Here is a 14,286-nt window from a genome sequence, read left to right on the forward strand (position 1 = left end):
AGTGGGCATGGTTGGATGCCATTAAGGGTGTCCCCAGCAAGAGTGGTGTGTGAGAGTCCGCAAGGCACCGTTGCATCGTCGGACCGGCAGGCGGGAATCGTGAGGATCTTCGGGAAGGTACGGCATAGGCCCTCCGCCTCGTGGCGGCAGGCCACCGACCGCGCGTTCACGCTGATCGGCGACGGGCGGTACGAGGACGCGGGCGCGCTCCTGACCAGAGCCGCGGACCTGGAGCCCTGGCTTTCGGAGTCCTGGTTCAACCTGGCGCTGCTCCACAAGTTCCGCCACGACTGGGAGCAGGCGCGGACGGCCGGGCTGCGTGCCGTGGCGCTGCTGGACCGGGAGACCGGCGCCCCGGACTGGTGGAACGTGGGCATCGCCGCCACCGCGCTCCAGGACTGGCCGCTGGCCCGCCGCGCGTGGCAGGCGTACGGGCTGAAGGTGCCCGGGGACCCGCACGGCGCGGGCGGCGGCGCGGGCCACGCCAACGGCGAACCGGTCGGCATGGAGCTCGGCAGCGCGGCCGTACGGCTCTCTCCCGAGGGCGAGGCCGAGGTGGTCTGGGGCCGCAGGCTGGATCCCGCCCGCATGGAGGTCCTGTCGATCCCGCTGCCCTCCTCGGGGCGGCGCTGGGGCGAGGTCGTCCTGCACGACGGGGTCCCGCACGGCGAGCGCGTCACCGCGGCCGGGCCCTCCTACCCCGTCTTCGACGAGATCGAACTCTGGGCTCCCTCGCCCGTGCCCACCTGGGTGGTGCTGCTGGAGGCGGCCACCGAGGCCGACCGCAACGCCCTGGAGCAGCTGGCCTCCGATGCCGGCTTCGCCGCCGAGGACTGGTCCTCGTCGGTGCGGCTGCTGTGCCGGACCTGCTCGGAGAGCGCGATGCCGAGCGGCGAGGGCGACGGGGAGCACCTGGACCCGCACGACCACAGCGAACCGGGACACCCCGGCCCGCTGGGGCACCGCACGACCGGCTCCGGTTCCCTGTGGGTCCCCGAGCGCGAGTGCGGCATCGCGGCGCCCCCCGGCCTGGTGCGCGGACTGCTCGACGGATGGGTCGCGGACAGCCCGGACACCCGGGAGTGGCGGGATCTCGAAGAAGTCTGCTGACGGGTGGCCGTAGGCTGTACCGGCACTCGGTGGACTTACGGAAGGCGTACGGCGGACATGGCGCAGCAGGAGAACGACGTTGTCGAGGTCGAGGTAGTGAACGACGGGTACGTCGTGGACACCGAGGACTGTGAGGCGCGCGAGCTGGCCCACCGCGAGCGCGGCACGGCCCGCCCGATCACGGTGGTCGGCAACCCGGTCCTGCACCGCGAGTGCAAGGACGTCACCGAGTTCGGCGACGAGCTGGCGCAGCTGATCGACGACATGTTCGCCAGCCAGAAGGCTGCCGAGGGCGTGGGCCTGGCCGCGAACCAGATCGGCGTGGACGCCAAGGTCTTCGTCTACGACTGCCCGGACGACGACGGCAACCGCCACACGGGCGTCGTGGTCAACCCGAAGCTCGTCGAGCTGCCGGCCGCCGCGCGGGTCCTGGACGACTCGAACGAGGGCTGCCTGTCGGTCCCGACCGCCTACGCCTCGCTGGCCCGCACGGACTACGCCGAGGTCACCGGCCAGGACGCCCAGGGCAACCCGATCAAGGTGCGCGGCACCGGCTACTTCGCGCGCTGCCTGCAGCACGAGACCGACCACCTGTACGGGTACCTGTACATCGACCGGCTCTCGAAGCGGGACCGCAAGGACGCCCTGAAGCAGATGGAAGAGGGCACCCCGCGCTACGAGACGGTTCCGAACGTCTAAGGACGACTGAGGACGCCTAGGCCGCCCGCGGCCCGCGGAAGGTCCGCCGGAAGGCGTTCGGAGTGGTCCCCAGGGCCCGTAGGAAGTGGTGGCGCAGCGCGGGCGCGTTGCCGAAGCCGCAGCGGCCCGCGATCGCGTCGACCGTGTCGTCCGTGGACTCCAGCAGCTCCTGCGCCAGCAGCACCCGCTGGCGCAGGACCCACTGGTACGGGGTGGTCCCCGTCTCCTGCAGGAAGCGGCGGGCGAAGGTGCGCGGCGACATGTGCGCGCGCTCTGCGAGCTGCTCGACGGTGATCTCCTCGTCCAGGTGGCGGGCCATCCAGCCGATCACCTCGCCGACCGTGTCGCAGGACGTGCGCGGGAGCGGGCGCTGGATGTACTGGGCCTGCCCGCCGTCCCGGTGCGGCGGCACCACCATCCTGCGGGCGATGGTGTTGGCCACCTCCGCTCCGTGCTCCTGGCGGAGCACGTGCAGGCACGCGTCGATGCCCGAGGCCGTCCCGGCGGAAGTGATCACCGAGCCCTCGTCGACGTAGAGCACGTCCGGGTCCACCCGGGCCTTCGGGAAGCGGCGGGCCAGCGCCGGGGCGTGCATCCAGTGGGTGGTGCAGCGCCGCCCGTCCAGCAGCCCGGCCCCGCCCAGCACGAAGGCGCCGCTGCACACGCTCAGGACCCGGGCCCCCCGGTCCACGGCCCTGCACAGGGCGTCGAGGAGGGGCTGGGGATACTCCCGTACGGGCGCCTGCCGGTCGGCGGGCACACAGATCAGGTCCGCCTCCTCCAGCCGCTCCAGGCCGTGCGAGGGCGCGATGGCGAAGCCGACGTCGGCCATGGTCAGCGGCCCTTCCTCGGCCGCGCACACGGCGAAGTCGTACACCGGCAGGCCCTGCTCGCTGCGGTCGAGCCCGAAGACCTCGCAGAAGATCCCGAACTCGAAGGGCGCCACTCCGTCGACGAGGGCCACGGCCACGTTCTTCAGCATGACCCCAGTGTGGCAGTAATTCGTACTTCCATGACAGTCCTGCCACTGTCCGGTTTTCGCCCGACTGGCGAGAGTGGACTCATGACCACATTCCTGAGCCTTCTCTTCGTCCTCGCCCTCGCCGTCCTGGTGCTCGCGCCGTCCCTGTACGGCGTGGTCCTGGAACGCAGGATCGACCGGCAGCTGCGCGAGGCTGCTGCCGGCCGATCAGAGGTTCCTGCGGTGCGGACCCGGACTCAGAAGTCCTCGTCCAGGTCGACGGTGCCTTCCACCGCGACCTGGTAGGCCGACGGGCGGCGCTCGAAGAAGTTGGTCAGCTCCTGGACGCCCTGGAGCTCCATGAAGGAGAACGGGTTCTGCGAGCCGTAGATCGGCGCGAAGCCGAGGCGGACCAGGCGCTGGTCCGCGACGCACTCCAGGTACTCGCGCATCGACTCGGTGTTCATGCCCGGCAGGCCGTCACCGCACAGGTCGCGGCCGAACTGGAGCTCCGCCTCGACGGCTTCCTTGAGCATGTCGACGACCTGCTGCTGGAGTTCGTCGTCGAAGAGCTCGGGCTCCTCCTTGCGGACCGTGTCCACGACCTCGAACGCGAAGTTCATATGCATGGTTTCGTCCCGGAAGACCCAGTTCGTCCCCGTGGCCAGGCCGTGCAGCAGGCCGCGCGAGCGGAACCAGTAGACGTACGCGAACGCCCCGTAGAAGAACAGGCCTTCGATGCACGCCGCGAAGCAGATCAGGTTCAGCAGGAAGCGGCGGCGGTCGGCCTTGGTCTCCAGGCGCTCCAGCTTCTCGACCTCGTTGATCCACTTGAAGCAGAACTGGGCCTTCTCGCGGATCGAGGGGATCTCCTCGACCGCGTCGAAGGCGGCCGCGCGGTCGTCCGGGTCCGGCAGGTAGGTGTCGAGCAGCGTCAGGTAGAACTGGACGTGCACGGCCTCCTCGAAGAGCTGGCGCGACAGGTACAGGCGCGCCTCCGGGGAGTTGATGTGCTTGTACAGGGTCAGGACGAGGTTGTTCGAGACGATCGAGTCGCCCGTCGCGAAGAACGCGACCAGGCGGCCGATCATGTGCTGCTCACCGGGGGTGAGCTTGGCGAGGTCGGCCACGTCCGAGTGGAGGTCGACCTCCTCCACGGTCCAGGTGTTCTTGATCGCGTCCCGGTAGCGCTCGTAGAAGTCCGGGTAGCGCATGGGGCGGAGCGTGAGCTCGAAGCCCGGGTCCAGGAGGTTCTTCTTGTCTGTGGAGCTCATTACTGGCAGGCCTCGCAGGACTCGGGGTTTTCAAGGGAGCAGGCGAGCGCTTCCGCGGCGGCTGCCTCGGCGGCGGCCAGGGCCGCGGCGTCGGCGTTCATGGGCTCGGGCAGCGCCACCGGGGTGGTGGCCTGCGCGGCGCGGGCGATCTTCGTCGCCGGGCGCGAGCGCAGGTAGTACGTGGTCTTCAGGCCCTGCTTCCAGGCGTACGCGTACATGGAGCTGAGCTTGCCGATGGTCGGCGTCTCCAGGAACAGGTTCAGCGACTGCGACTGGTCGAGGAACGGCGTACGGGCCGCCGCCATGTCGATCAGGCCGCGCTGCGGGATCTCCCACGCCGTGCGGTACAGCTCGCGGACCTCGGCAGGGATCCAGCCGAAGCCCTGGACGGAGCCGCTGGATTCGCGCAGCGCCTCGCGGGTCTGGGCGTCCCAGACGCCGAGCCGCTTGAGCTCCTGCACCAGGTAGCCGTTGACCTGGAGGAACTCCCCGCTCAGCGTCTCGCGCTTGAAGAGGTTGGAGACCTGCGGCTCGATGCACTCGTACACGCCGGCGATCGACGCGATGGTCGCCGTCGGGGCGATGGCCAGGAGGAGGGAGTTGCGCATCCCGGACTTCGCGACCCGGGCGCGCAGCGCGTCCCAGCGCTCCGGCCAGTTCAGCTCGACCTCGTAGTGGTCGGGGTGCAGGACGCCGCGGGCGGTACGGGTCTGCTCCCAGGCGGGGAGCGGGCCGCTGCGCTCGGCCAGGTCGCACGAGGCCTCGTACGCGGCGAGCATGATGCGCTCGGAGAGCTTGGTGGACAGGGCCTTCGCCTCGGGGGAGTCGAAGGGCAGCTTCAGCTGGAAGAAGACGTCCTGCAGGCCCATCGCGCCCAGGCCCACCGGGCGCCAGCGGGCGTTGGAGCGGCCGGCCTGCTCGGTCGGGTAGAAGTTGATGTCCACGACGCGGTCGAGGAAGGTCACGGCGGTGCGGACGGTCTCGTCCAGCCGCTCCCAGTCGATGTCGCCGGCCTCGGCGAGCACGAAGGCGCCGAGGTTGACCGAGCCGAGGTTGCAGACGGCCGTCTCGCCGTCGTTGGTGACCTCGATGATCTCGGTGCACAGGTTCGAGGAGTGGACGACGGTGCCCGGCTCCGCGGTCTGGTTCGCGGTGCGGTTGGAGGCGTCCTTGAAGGTCATCCAGCCCTGGCCGGTCTGCGCGAGGGTGCGCATCATCCGGCCGTACAGGTCGCGGGCGGGGATGGTCTTGCGGGCCAGGCCGCCGGCCTCGGCCTTGCGGTAGGCGGCGTCGAACTCGTCGCCCCACAGGTCGACGAGCTCGGGGACGTCGGCCGGGGAGAACAGCGACCAGTCGGCGTCGGAGTTCACGCGGCGCATGAACTCGTCCGGCACCCAGTGCGCCAGGTTCAGGTTGTGGGTGCGGCGCTGGTCCTCGCCGGTGTTGTCGCGGAGCTCCAGGAACTCCTCGATGTCCGCGTGCCAGGTCTCCAGGTAGACGGCCGCGGCGCCCTTGCGGCGGCCGCCCTGGTTGACGGCGGCGACGGAGGCGTCCAGCGTCTTGAGGAACGGCACGATGCCGTTGGAGTGGCCGTTGGTGCCGCGGATCAGGGAGCCGCGGGCCCGGATGCGCGAGTAGGACAGGCCGATGCCGCCGGCGTGCTTGGAGAGGCGGGCGACCTGGTGGTAGCGGTCGTAGATCGAGTCGAGCTCGTCCAGCGGGGAGTCCAGCAGGTAGCAGGAGGACATCTGCGGGTGCCGGGTGCCGGAGTTGAAGAGCGTGGGGGAGGACGGCAGGTAGTCCAGGCGGCTCATCAGCCGGTAGAGGGAGGCGACTTCCTCGACGGCCTGAACGCTCTCGTTCTCGGCGAGTCCGCAGGCCACGCGCAGCATGAAGTACTGCGGGGTCTCGATGACCTGGCGGGTGATCGGGTGGCGCAGCAGGTAGCGGCTGTGCAGCGTGCGCAGGCCGAAGAAGCCGAAGCGGTCGTCGGCGCCCTCGGCGAGCGAGTGCTCGACCAGCGCGTCGAGCCGGTTCGCGTGGAGACGTACGAAGTCTGCGGTGCGGTCGGCGATCAGGCCTTCGCGGTGACCCACCTCGACGGAGCCGGAGAACGAGAGGGAGCCCTGGCCGGCGGCCTCGTCGCGGACGGCCAGCGTCAGCAGCCGGGCGGCGAGCCGGGAGTACGCCGGGTCCTCGGAGATCAGCCCGGCGGCCGCCTCGGTGGCGAGCGTACGCAGCTCCGCCTCGTCGGCGGCCGCGCTGCGGCCGCGCAGCGCGGCGGCGGCGACCCGGCCGGGGTCGGTGTCGGGCAGATCGGCGGTCAGCTCGGTGAGCGTGCGCAACAGCGCGGCCCCCGGACCCTCATAGGCGGACGGGTCGGACTCGGCGCGCGGTGCGGAAGGCGCGATGGTCACGGGGGGAGCTCTCCCTCGCTCGGCTCCGGGAACACCGTTGGTGCGGGGCGCGAGGGGGCGCACGCGGGGAAGTGCGGACCTGGCAGGGCACGCATACGCCACGTGACGTCCACCGGCCCAACCGCGAGGCCCGGACGAATCGGCACCCGGGTCGGACGATCCGGGCGCACTGTCGACAGGTCCTCGGACTTGTGGATGCACCGAACGGGTCCGGGCATTTCATACCGTTGCGGGACAGTTCCGGATTCTCACCGGATTCCCCTGCGACGACAGCGAGGACGAGCATACATGTGGGGGCCGCCCCTCGCGGTAGCCCCCACATGTTGTGTCGCCCGTCGGCGGTGGCGCGCTGTTACAGCTCGACGCGGTAGGTGAGCAGGGGCAGGCCCGGGACCGGGTACCAGTCCCGTTCCGGGGTCCGTACGAAGCCCAGCCGGTGGTAGATCCGGTGCGCTCCCAGCATCTTCTCGGTGGTCGACAGCGTCAGGTGGGTCACGCCCTCCAGCTCCCGGGCGCGGGCCATGCAGGCGCGCACCAGGGCCTCGCCGGCGCCCCGGCCGCGGGCTTCGGGCGAGACGGCCAGCATCCGGAACTCCGCCTCGTGGGGGCCGGCGATCTGGGCGAGCGGGCTGCCGGGAGGGGCGAAGGTCACATTGCCGAGCAGCGTGCCCTCGTACTCCGCGACGATCACTTCGGCGTCGGCCGCCCGGCCGGCGACGTCGCGCAGCCGGTCCAGGTAGGGGTCGTCCTCGGCGAAGTCCAGCAGCTCGTCGCCGAGGTACGCCTGTGCGGTGAGCTCGCCCAGCTCTTCGTATTCGGCGGCCGTTGCCGCCCTGATGACGATGTCCATGGCACCGAGTGTGCGACAGGGTGCGCGAAAGGGCCGCCCTGCCTCCCGCCGGTGGGGCGGGAGGAGGGGCGGCCCCGGTGTGCGCGGTCCGTGCTCAGCAGCAGCGGAACCCCTCGCGCGGGTCGGCCTCGCGGGCGTCCATGCGGGCCCGCTCGAAGGCCCGGCGGGTCATCACCTGCGCGTCCGGGTCGTGGGTGCGGGCGTGGGCGACGTAGTGGTCGTACGCCGCCTCGCCGGAGAACTCCCGTACGTAGAAGCGGGCCCGGTCCAGGACCTGGCGCAGGCCCGTCACGCGGATTCCTTTACGCGGCCCCCGCCCGAGTCGAGTCCGGCGGCGGCGAGCTCCGCGCGCTCCTCGGCGGTGGGGATCAGCCCGGCCGGGGCGATGATCCGGGACTCGGTCCACGGGGTCTCGGCCAGGGTGACGGACTCCGGCTTGCGGACGGCGTTGAAGCAGGTCCGGGCCGCGTCGAGCAGGACGATGACGATCAGCAGTGCGAAGAGGACCGAGAGGACCCCGTCGACCGTGGCGTTGGTGACCACGGTGTGCATCTCGTCCAGGTTCTTCGCGGGCTTGAGGATCTTGCCGGCGTCGATGCCGTCCTGGTAGAGGTCCCGCTGCGCGAAGAAGCCGATCTTCGGGTTGTCCGAGAAGATCTTCTGGTAGCTGGCGGTGAGGGTGACGGCCACGTCCCACGCCAGCGGGACACCCGTCACCCAGGCCCACTTGAGGCGGCCCGACTTGACCAGCAGCGTGGTGCAGACGGCCAGGGCGACCGCCGCGAGCAGCTGGTTCGCGATCCCGAACAGCGGGAAGAGCTGGTTGATGCCGCCCAGCGGGTCCTTGACGCCGACCCACAGGAAGTAGCCCCAGCCGCCGACGACGATCGCGCTGGCGAACCAGACGCCCGGCTTCCAGCTGATGTCCTTGAAGGACTTGTGCACGTTGCCGAGGGTGTCCTGGAGCATGAACCGGCCCACGCGGGTGCCCGCGTCGACCGTGGTCAGGATGAACAGGGCCTCGAACATGATCGCGAAGTGGTACCAGAAGGCCTTCATCGAGGAGCCGCCGACCACGGACGAGAAGATCTCCGACATTCCGAGTGCGAAGGTCGGTGCGCCGCCCGTGCGGGACAGCAGGCTGGTCTCCTCCACGTCCTTCGCGGCCTGCGCGAGGGCTTCGGGGGAGATGGCGAAGCCGAAGTGGGCGACCGCCTCGGAGGCGGTCTGGACGGTGGCGCCGACGACTCCGGCGGGGGAGTTGACCGCGAAGTACAGGCCCGGGTCGATGATGCAGGCCGCGATGATCGCCATGACGGCGACGAAGGACTCGGTCAGCATCGCGCCGTAGCCGATGACCCGGACCTGGGTCTCCTTCTGGATCATCTTCGGGGTGGTGCCGGAGGAGACCAGCGAGTGGAACCCGGACAGCGCTCCGCAGGCGATGGTGATGAAGACGAAGGGGAACATCGAGCCGGCGAAGACCGGGCCGTCGCCGCGCGAGGCGAAGTCGGTGACCGCGGGCATCCTCAGGACCGGCATGGAGACGACCACGCCCACGGCCAGCAGGCCGATGGTGCCGACCTTCATGAAGGTGGAGAGGTAGTCGCGCGGGGCGAGCAGCATCCAGACCGGCAGCACGGACGCCACGAACCCGTACGCGATCATCCAGATGACCAGCGTCTCCTTCTCCAGGGTGAAGGTGTCCGCCAGCGAGGACTCCGCGACCCAGCCGCCCGCGACGATGGCCAGGAGCAGCAGCGCGACGCCGACGAGGGAGACCTCGGTGACCCGGCCCGGGCGCAGGACGCGCAGGTAGAAGCCCATGAAGAGGGCGATCGGGATGGTCATGCCGATGGAGAAGACGCCCCACGGGGAGTGCGCCAGCGCGTTGACGATGACCAGTGCCAGCACGGCCAGCAGGATGATCATGATGGCGAAGACGGCGACGAGCGCGGCCGCACCGCCGACCGGGCCGATCTCGTCCCGGGCCATCTGGCCGAGCGAACGGCCGTTGCGCCGGGTGGAGAAGAAGAGCGTGACCATGTCCTGGACCGCGCCCGCGAAGATCACGCCCGCGACGATCCAGATGGTGCCGGGCAGGTAGCCCATCTGCGAGGCGAGTACGGGACCCACCAGCGGGCCGGCGCCGGCGACGGCGGCGAAGTGATGGCCGAAAAGCACCCGTCGGTCGGTCGGGTGGAAGTCGACACCGTTGTCGAGGCGTTCGGCGGGAGTGGCCCGGGTCCGGTCCACCTTCAGGACGCGGTCCGCGATGAAGCGCGCGTAGAAGCGGTAGCCGATCGCGTACGAACCCAGCGCGGCGGCGAGCAGCCACGCGGCCGAGATCTCCTCGCCGCGGGAGAGCGCCAGCACGCCCCAGCCGATGGCGCCGACGAGCCCGACGAGCACCCACAGGACCACGGAGCGGGGAGACATGCGCCCCAGCGCCCCCGTGGCACCCTCGGGGCCCTGTGACGGCGAAGGCGAGCCCGGCGTGGTGCCCGGACCCGCCGTGTTCCGTTCTGTTTCCGTTGCTTCCGGTTCAGGCATGATCCCTGGTCCCCTCGTTGATCATCTGCGTAAGCGCAGGGAATCTACGGGGGGCCGCCCGGTGGGCGTAACCCCCCGTCCGCATAGCGGAACGAGAGTCAACTACGAATCAGACCGCGGGGCGCTGGAGTCGGGCGACGAACTTGTAACGATCGCCGCGGTAGACCGAACGCACCCACTCGACGGGCTCCCCGTCGGCGTCCAGCGAATGGCGGGAAAGCATCAGCATCGGCAGTCCGACGTCCGTGCCGAGCAGTCCGGCCTCCCTCGGGGTGGCCAGCGAGGTCTCGATGGTCTCCTCGGCCTCCGCCAGGCGCACGTCGTACACCTCGGCGAGGGCGGTGTAGAGGGAGGTGTACTTGACGAGCGAGCGGCGCAGCGCGGGGAAGCGCTTGGCCGAGAGATGGGTGGTCTCGATGGCCATCGGCTCGCCGCTGGCCAGTCGAAGGCGCTCGATGCGCAGGACCCGGCCCCCGGTGGCGATCTTGAGCAGGCCGGCGAGGGTGTCGTCGGCCGTCACGTAGCCGATGTCCAGGAGCTGGGAGGTGGGTTCCAGGCCCTGGGCCCTCATGTCCTCGGTGTAGGACGAGAGTTGGAGGGGCTGGGAGACCTTCGGCTTGGCGACGAAGGTGCCCTTGCCCTGGATCCTTTCCAGTCGCCCTTCGACGACGAGCTCCTGGAGCGCCTGTCGGACCGTGGTCCGCGAGGTGTCGAATTCGGCCGCGAGCGTGCGCTCCGGCGGTACCGGTGTGCCCGGCGGCAGCGTCTCGGTCATGTCGAGCAAGTGCCGCTTGAGTCGGTAGTACTTGGGCACGCGAGCCGTACGAGTGGCCGCCCCGCCATCCGGCTCCGTGGTCGCCCCTTCGGTGGCCATCGCCGCCCGCCTTCCCGACTCCAGTTTCGTTGCCGTCACCGGCTCCTCCGATATGTGCGGTCACATCGTGACACGGGCGGGAGGGCAGGCCTCCTCCCTCCCCCAGGTGTCGGTCCGATAACGGACCGAGCACCCGCTCATTAGACCCTTGACACCCCTAAAGGTCTAGGCCAAGCTCCCGTTACTGGTCTACACCAATATGGATCAGATCCCGGCCCCACGGGCAGTACTTGGTGCTTTTGAGTCACCGCGGCGGGCAAGGGAAGTTGCAGGCAGCATCCCTGAGGAGGGTGGCGTGAAGCGCAAGCTCATTGCGGCAGTCGGAGTCGCGGGCATGGTTATCGGCCTCGCGGCGTGTGGTGGGTCTGACAGCAAGGGGACCGGTACCGCTGACAAGGCCTCCGGCGCCAAGGAGATCACCGTCTGGCTGACGGTCGACGCGCAGAAGAACTGGCCCGATCTGGTCAAGGCGGCCGACGACGCGGTCATCGCGAAGCACCCGGGCCTCACGGTCAAGCACGAGTACTACGGCTGGCCGGACAAGAACGCCAAGCTGGACGCCGTGCTCGCCACGGACAAGGCCCCGGACGTTGTCGAGATGGGCAACTCCGAGATGATCGGCTACATGTCGACCGGCGCCTTCGCCGACATCGACGCCTCGAAGTTCGAGAACTCCGCCGCGTGGCTCGACGCGCTCAAGGAGTCCGTGACCTACGACGGCAAGACCTACGGTGTCCCCTACTACGCCGGTGGCCGCGTGGGCACCTGGCGCAAGGACATCGCGGCCGCGGCCGGCGTCACCGCCGCACCGAAGACGTGGGCCGACTACACCGGCGCCCTGGACAAGATCCAGGCCGCGAAGGGCGACAAGTTCAGCGCCCTCTACCAGCCCTCCCCGGACTGGTACGCGGCGATGTCCTACGTCTACGACGCGGGCGGCGCCATCGCCAAGAAGGACGGCGACAAGTGGAAGGGCTCCCTTTCCTCCGCCGAGTCGCTGAAGGGCCTCAAGCAGTACAAGGACCTCCTCGACAAGTACATGCACGCCGACAAGACCAAGGACGAGTCCGACCGTCCGGTGGTCTTCGGCCAGGGCAACTCCGCGGCGATCTTCGCGGCCGGCTGGGAGGGCGCCACCTCCGCGACCCCGGAGAACGACAAGGTCGGCGGCCTGGCGGACAAGTTGGAGAACTTCGTCCAGCCCGGTCCCAACGGCAAGAACCTCCCCGTCTTCCTCGGCGGTTCGGACCTGGCCATCCCGGCCAAGTCCAAGGCCAAGGACGTCGCGGCCGAGTGGATCAACGTCTTCACCGGTTCGGCGGGCCAGAAGGGCCTGATCGCCAAGGGCAACCTGCCGAACAACAAGACGGACCTCGCCCCGCTGAAGGCGGACCCGAAGACCCAGGTCGCGGCCACCGCGGCGGAGTCCTCCTGGTTCGTCCCGACCGCGTCCGGCTGGGGTCAGGTCGAGAAGGGCAAGGTCCTGCAGACGATGCTCCGTGACATCGGCACGGGCGCGAAGTCGGTCGAGGACGCGGCCAAGGCCGCCGACGCCGAGATCGACAAGGTCATCAACACCAAGTGACCTGAAGCCGGCAGGGCCCCGCCGAACGGCGGGGCCCTGCCGCCCGTCAAGAGAGGGACCCCCGAGGAGCGCGCGATGAGTGCCGCACAGACCACCAAGCCCGACCTGGCGCCGGCGAAGCAGAAGACTTCCCAGGGAGCCGGGAGCGGAAACAGCAGAAAGCCGGGCAAGGCCGACCGCAGGGGCCCGGGTGCGACTCCCTGGCTGCTGCTGGCGCCGTGCCTGCTGATCATCGTCCTCATCATGGGGTACCCGCTCTTCAGGCTGGTGACCCTCTCCTTCCAGAACTTCGGCAAGACCGAGCTCTGGGGTTTCAAGGAAGCCCAGTGGGTGGGCTTCGACAACTTCACGAAGGTCCTGGGCGACGGCGAATTCTGGGCCGTCGTGCTCCGCACGGTCCTCTTCGCGGTCGGCGCGGTCGTCCTGACGATGGTCATCGGCATGCTGATCGCGCTGCTCCTCCAGCGAGTCTCCGGCTTCGTCAAGATCCTCATCAGCGTCGCCCTCGTAGCGAGCTGGGGCATGCCCATCATCGTCGCGACGGCCGTCTTCAAGTGGCTCTTCGACACGGACTACGGCGTCCTCAACTACCTGCTGGACAAGCTCCCCGGCGTGGACATGATCGGCCACAACTGGTTCGCCAGTGGTCCGCAGGGCCTCATGGTGATCATGCTCCTGGTGATCTGGGGTGCGGTGCCCTTCATCGTCATCACCCTCAGCGCGGGTCTGACGCAGGTACCCAAGGAGCTGGAGGAGGCCGCGCGCCTCGACGGCGCCGGTTCCTGGGGCGTCTTCCGCCACGTCACCCTCCCGATCATGAAGCCGATCATCGTCATGCTGACGACGCTCTCCGTCATCTGGGACATGGGTGTCTTCCCGCAGGTCTTCGTGATGCGCAACGGCAACCCCGAGTCCGAGTTCCAGCTGCTGACCACGTACTCGTACCAGCAGGCCTTCGTCGTCAACGACTACTCGGGCGGCTCCGCGATCGCCCTCGTGACCGTGCTGCTCCTGCTCGGCGTGGTCGCCGTCTACATGCGCCAGATGCTCAAGATCGGAGAGGTGGAGTGACCTCGACCACCGCGCCCACCGCGCCCGCAGCGCCCGTCGCGCCCGTCGGACCGACGAAGCTGAGGAAGCCGAGGAAGTCCAAGCTCGGCTGGAACGCCGTCGGACTCCTGGTCTTCGCGATCATGGGCTTCCCGGTCTACTGGATGCTCAACACCGCGTTCAAGCCGTCCAAGGACGCGATCGACCCGAACCCCCACTTCTTCCCCAGCCCGTTCACGCTGGACAACTTCCGGCGCGCGCTGAACATCGCCGACTTCTGGGGACCGGTCGGGCGGAGTCTGATCGTCTCGCTCGTCGTGGTCGTCATCGGCATCGCGGTCGGCATGCTGGCGGCCCTCGCGATCTCCCGGTTCGCCTTCCGGGGCCGCAAGGTCGTCATCGTGGGCATCCTGGCCGTCCAGATGATCCCGCTCGTCGCGATGATCATCCCGGTCTTCCTGCTCCTGAACGACCTCGGTCAGTACGACAAGCTCACCGGTCTGATCATCACGTACCTGACCTTCATCCTCCCCTTCACGGTGTGGACGCTGCGCGGCTTCATCGTGAACATCCCCAAGGAGCTGGAGGAGTCGGCCCAGGTCGACGGCTGCACCCCGACCGGCGCCTTCCTGCGGGTGGTCTTCCCACTGCTGGCGCCCGGCATGGTCGCGACCTCCGTCTACGGCTTCATCCAGGCGTGGAACGAGTACCTCTACGCCCTCATGCTGATGAGCCAGCAGAACCAGACCGCGACCGTCTGGCTCGGCAACTTCACCACCAAGCACGGCACCGAGTTCGCGCCGATGATGGCCGGCTCCACCATGATGGCGATCCCGATCGTGATCCTCTTCCTCATCGTCCAGCGCAAGATGGCCGCGGGCCTCACCGCCGGCGCCGTGAAGGGATAACGGCC

The 14,286-nt window shown here is 69.3% G+C and carries 13 protein-coding genes and 1 riboswitch; of the genes, 6 read left to right on the forward strand and 7 right to left on the reverse strand.

The features are described 5' to 3' along the window. The first annotated feature begins 99 nt into the window (after positions 1 to 99). Positions 100 to 1,110: a tetratricopeptide repeat protein gene (locus AC3IYJ_RS26055; protein WP_489397159.1), complete on the forward strand. Its 1,011-nt coding sequence runs from the start codon at positions 100 to 102 to the stop codon at positions 1,108 to 1,110. Between the two features lie 57 nt (positions 1,111 to 1,167). Continuing rightward, a complete protein-coding gene (def, locus tag AC3IYJ_RS26060; protein ID WP_489397160.1) occupies positions 1,168 to 1,809 on the forward strand; it encodes a peptide deformylase in 642 nt (213 codons plus the stop codon). Between the two features lie 16 nt (positions 1,810 to 1,825). Here the strand turns inward: def and AC3IYJ_RS26065 are convergent, their stop codons facing one another. Continuing rightward, complete coding sequence (locus AC3IYJ_RS26065) at positions 1,826 to 2,791, reverse strand: helix-turn-helix domain-containing protein (protein ID WP_489397161.1); 966 nt, start codon at positions 2,789 to 2,791, stop codon at positions 1,826 to 1,828. An 81-nt stretch (positions 2,792 to 2,872) separates the two neighbouring features. On the opposite strand from AC3IYJ_RS26065, the gene AC3IYJ_RS26070 reads away from it, so the two are divergent. Further along, positions 2,873 to 3,076, forward strand: a complete 204-nt coding sequence (locus AC3IYJ_RS26070) for a hypothetical protein (protein WP_489397162.1) — start codon at positions 2,873 to 2,875, stop codon at positions 3,074 to 3,076. On the opposite strand, the gene AC3IYJ_RS26075 is transcribed toward AC3IYJ_RS26070, so the two are convergent. The 6 genes from AC3IYJ_RS26075 to AC3IYJ_RS26100 all read right to left on the reverse strand — a co-directional run bounded on the left by AC3IYJ_RS26075 (position 3,028) and on the right by AC3IYJ_RS26100 (position 10,738). Then, complete coding sequence (locus AC3IYJ_RS26075; RefSeq protein WP_489397163.1) at positions 3,028 to 4,044, reverse strand: ribonucleotide-diphosphate reductase subunit beta; 1,017 nt, start codon at positions 4,042 to 4,044, stop codon at positions 3,028 to 3,030. The two genes, AC3IYJ_RS26070 and AC3IYJ_RS26075, sit on opposite strands and share 49 nt — an antisense overlap. Then, complete coding sequence (locus AC3IYJ_RS26080) at positions 4,044 to 6,461, reverse strand: ribonucleoside-diphosphate reductase subunit alpha (RefSeq protein WP_489397164.1); 2,418 nt, start codon at positions 6,459 to 6,461, stop codon at positions 4,044 to 4,046. Before AC3IYJ_RS26080 ends, AC3IYJ_RS26075 begins: the two co-directional genes overlap by 1 nt. Positions 6,462 to 6,618: 157 nt before the next feature. Further along, a riboswitch (cobalamin riboswitch) is annotated at positions 6,619 to 6,747 on the reverse strand. A gap of 66 nt (positions 6,748 to 6,813) precedes the next feature. Continuing rightward, positions 6,814 to 7,311: a GNAT family N-acetyltransferase gene (locus tag AC3IYJ_RS26085; protein WP_489397165.1), complete on the reverse strand. Its 498-nt coding sequence runs from the start codon at positions 7,309 to 7,311 to the stop codon at positions 6,814 to 6,816. A 94-nt stretch (positions 7,312 to 7,405) separates the two neighbouring features. Next, complete coding sequence (locus AC3IYJ_RS26090; protein ID WP_489397166.1) at positions 7,406 to 7,603, reverse strand: CstA-like transporter-associated (seleno)protein; 198 nt, start codon at positions 7,601 to 7,603, stop codon at positions 7,406 to 7,408. Beyond that, entirely contained in the window at positions 7,600 to 9,750 is a 2,151-nt protein-coding gene (locus AC3IYJ_RS26095; RefSeq protein ID WP_489397167.1) for a carbon starvation CstA family protein, read from the reverse strand. Before AC3IYJ_RS26095 ends, AC3IYJ_RS26090 begins: the two co-directional genes overlap by 4 nt. Before the next feature lie 223 nt (positions 9,751 to 9,973). Then, positions 9,974 to 10,738 (reverse strand): GntR family transcriptional regulator, encoded by a 765-nt coding sequence (locus AC3IYJ_RS26100; RefSeq protein ID WP_328304082.1) that lies wholly within the window; start codon positions 10,736 to 10,738, stop codon positions 9,974 to 9,976. A gap of 295 nt (positions 10,739 to 11,033) precedes the next feature. Here AC3IYJ_RS26100 and AC3IYJ_RS26105 point away from each other — a divergent pair, with 295 nt between their 5' ends. From AC3IYJ_RS26105 to AC3IYJ_RS26115, 3 genes are all read left to right on the forward strand, one after another. Then, entirely contained in the window at positions 11,034 to 12,323 is a 1,290-nt protein-coding gene (locus tag AC3IYJ_RS26105) for an extracellular solute-binding protein (RefSeq protein ID WP_489397168.1), read from the forward strand. A 75-nt stretch (positions 12,324 to 12,398) separates the two neighbouring features. Next, positions 12,399 to 13,394, forward strand: coding sequence for a carbohydrate ABC transporter permease (locus AC3IYJ_RS26110; RefSeq protein WP_489397169.1), 996 nt, complete (start codon positions 12,399 to 12,401; stop codon positions 13,392 to 13,394). Then, positions 13,391 to 14,281, forward strand: coding sequence for a carbohydrate ABC transporter permease (locus tag AC3IYJ_RS26115; protein ID WP_489397170.1), 891 nt, complete (start codon positions 13,391 to 13,393; stop codon positions 14,279 to 14,281). Before AC3IYJ_RS26110 ends, AC3IYJ_RS26115 begins: the two co-directional genes overlap by 4 nt. Positions 14,282 to 14,286: the final 5 nt, after the last annotated feature.

The sequence above is a fragment of the Streptomyces sp. GL_140 genome (assembly GCF_057834465.1).

What these genes read in the sequence shown, in the direction of transcription:
- AC3IYJ_RS26070 (WP_489397162.1), top strand. Translation starts at nt 2,873, where the DNA reads ATGACCACATTCCTGAGCCTTCTCTTCGTCCTCGCCCTCGCCGTCCTG.
- AC3IYJ_RS26095 (WP_489397167.1), bottom strand. Translation starts at nt 9,750, where the DNA reads ATGTCTCCCCGCTCCGTGGTCCTGTGGGTGCTCGTCGGGCTCGTCGGC.
- AC3IYJ_RS26085 (WP_489397165.1), bottom strand. Translation starts at nt 7,311, where the DNA reads ATGGACATCGTCATCAGGGCGGCAACGGCCGCCGAATACGAAGAGCTG.
- AC3IYJ_RS26100 (WP_328304082.1), bottom strand. Translation starts at nt 10,738, where the DNA reads ATGGCCACCGAAGGGGCGACCACGGAGCCGGATGGCGGGGCGGCCACT.
- AC3IYJ_RS26075 (WP_489397163.1), bottom strand. Translation starts at nt 4,044, where the DNA reads ATGAGCTCCACAGACAAGAAGAACCTCCTGGACCCGGGCTTCGAGCTC.
- def (WP_489397160.1), top strand. Translation starts at nt 1,168, where the DNA reads ATGGCGCAGCAGGAGAACGACGTTGTCGAGGTCGAGGTAGTGAACGAC.
- AC3IYJ_RS26110 (WP_489397169.1), top strand. Translation starts at nt 12,399, where the DNA reads ATGAGTGCCGCACAGACCACCAAGCCCGACCTGGCGCCGGCGAAGCAG.
- AC3IYJ_RS26065 (WP_489397161.1), bottom strand. Translation starts at nt 2,791, where the DNA reads ATGCTGAAGAACGTGGCCGTGGCCCTCGTCGACGGAGTGGCGCCCTTC.